Source organism: Streptomyces sp. NPDC005899, assembly GCF_040629645.1.
Classification (GTDB): domain Bacteria; phylum Actinomycetota; class Actinomycetes; order Streptomycetales; family Streptomycetaceae; genus Streptomyces.
Genome location: NZ_JBEXWB010000640.1, coordinates 1 through 1,812 on the forward strand (window position 1 = coordinate 1; position 1,812 = coordinate 1,812).

Annotated in this window: 1 protein-coding gene and 1 pseudogene; both read left to right on the forward strand. The window is 71.3% G+C overall.

The features are described from left to right. Positions 1-561, forward strand: a pseudogene (locus tag ABZ371_RS32295) (heat-inducible transcriptional repressor HrcA); the annotation flags it as partial. Then, positions 562-1,701, forward strand: coding sequence for a molecular chaperone DnaJ (dnaJ, locus tag ABZ371_RS32300; RefSeq protein ID WP_358686440.1), 1,140 nt, complete (start codon positions 562-564; stop codon positions 1,699-1,701). It begins immediately after the preceding pseudogene. Positions 1,702-1,812 lie beyond the last annotated feature (111 nt).

Here is a 1,812-nt window from a genome sequence, read left to right on the forward strand (position 1 = left end):
CCCGCGCGCCCCGACCAAACCCGAACGCCCCACCGCCCCGCGCCGTTCGCACACCCCCCCCCCGCCTATCCCGGGCCCCGCCACAACCGCGGGGTCGGGGCCCGCCGCTCCGCGCCCGCCCCGCGACTGGTGCAGGACCTGCCGGAGTCGTTCGAGAGCGAGGACCGGGGAACCGTGTCGACGGTCCTCTCCGTCCTCCTCGAGACTCTGGTCGAAGAGACGGAGGAGCGGCTCATCATCGGCGGCACCTCCAACCTCACCCGCTTCGGGCACGACTTCCCTGTGATGATCCGGCCGGTGCTGGAGGCACTGGAGGAGCAGGTGGTGCTGCTGAAGCTGCTCGGTGAGGCGACAGACTCAGGCATGACCGTACGGATCGGGCACGAGAACGCCCACGAAGGCCTCAACTCCACGTCCGTCGTCGCGGTCGGCTACGGTTCGGGCGACGAGGCAGTCGCCAAACTCGGCGTGGTCGGACCGACCCGCATGGACTACCCCGGAACGATGGGAGCGGTACGCGCAGTGGCACGTTACGTCGGACAGATCCTGGCGGAGTCGTAAGTGGCCACGGACTACTACGCCGTACTCGGCGTGCGCCGCGACGCATCTCAGGACGAGATCAAGAAGGCATTCCGCAGGCTCGCCCGCGAGCTGCACCCGGATGTCAACCCGGATCCGAAGACCCAGGAGCGGTTCAAGGAGATCAACGCCGCTTACGAGGTGCTGTCGGACCCGCAGAAGAAGCAGGTCTACGACCTCGGCGGCGACCCGCTGTCCGCCTCGGGCGGCGGCGGTGGCGCGGGTGGTTTCGGAGCCGGCGGCTTCGGCAACTTCAGCGACATCATGGACGCGTTCTTCGGCAACGCCACGCAGCGCGGACCGCGTTCGCGGACCAGGCGCGGCCAGGACGCCATGATCCGCCTGGAGATCGACCTCAACGAGGCGGCCTTCGGCACGACCAAGGACATCCAGGTCGACACCGCGGTCGTCTGTACGACCTGCAGCGGCGAGGGCGCCGCTCCGGGCACCTCCGCGCAGACCTGTGACATGTGCCGCGGCCGTGGCGAGGTCTCCCAGGTCACCCGGTCCTTCCTGGGCCAGGTCATGACCTCGCGCCCCTGCCCGCAGTGCCAGGGTTTCGGCACGGTCGTGCCGACCCCGTGCCCCGAGTGCGCCGGTGACGGCCGCATCCGTTCGCGGCGCACCCTCACCGTGAAGATTCCCGCGGGTGTGGACAACGGCACCCGCATCCAGCTCGCGGGCGAGGGCGAGGTCGGCCCCGGCGGCGGCCCGGCCGGTGACCTCTACGTCGAGATCCACGAGCTGTCGCACGCGGTGTTCCAGCGGCGCGGCGACGACCTGCACTGCACGGTCACCATCCCCATGACGGCGGCGGCTCTCGGCACCCAGGTGCCGCTGGAGACGCTGGACGGGCTGGAGGAGATCGACATCCGGCCGGGCACCCAGTCCGGCCAGTCCGTCCCGCTGCACGGGCGGGGCATCACGCACCTGCGGGGCGGCGGCCGGGGCGACCTCATCGTGCACGTCGAGGTCACCACCCCGACGAAGATGGACGCCGAGCAGGAGCGCCTCCTGCGGGAGCTGTCGAAGCTGCGCGGCGAGGAGCGGCCCACCGGCCAGTTCCAGCCAGGCCAGCAGGGTCTGTTCTCGCGGCTGAAGGACGCCTTCAACGGCCGTTGACCGGACGGCGGACGCGGCGGCGACGACCGCCGTCCACGCCGGGAGGAGCCGGAGCTCCCCACCCGGAACGCCCGCCCGCACCGCACGCCGCACCGCCCGCCGGTTCCGTAC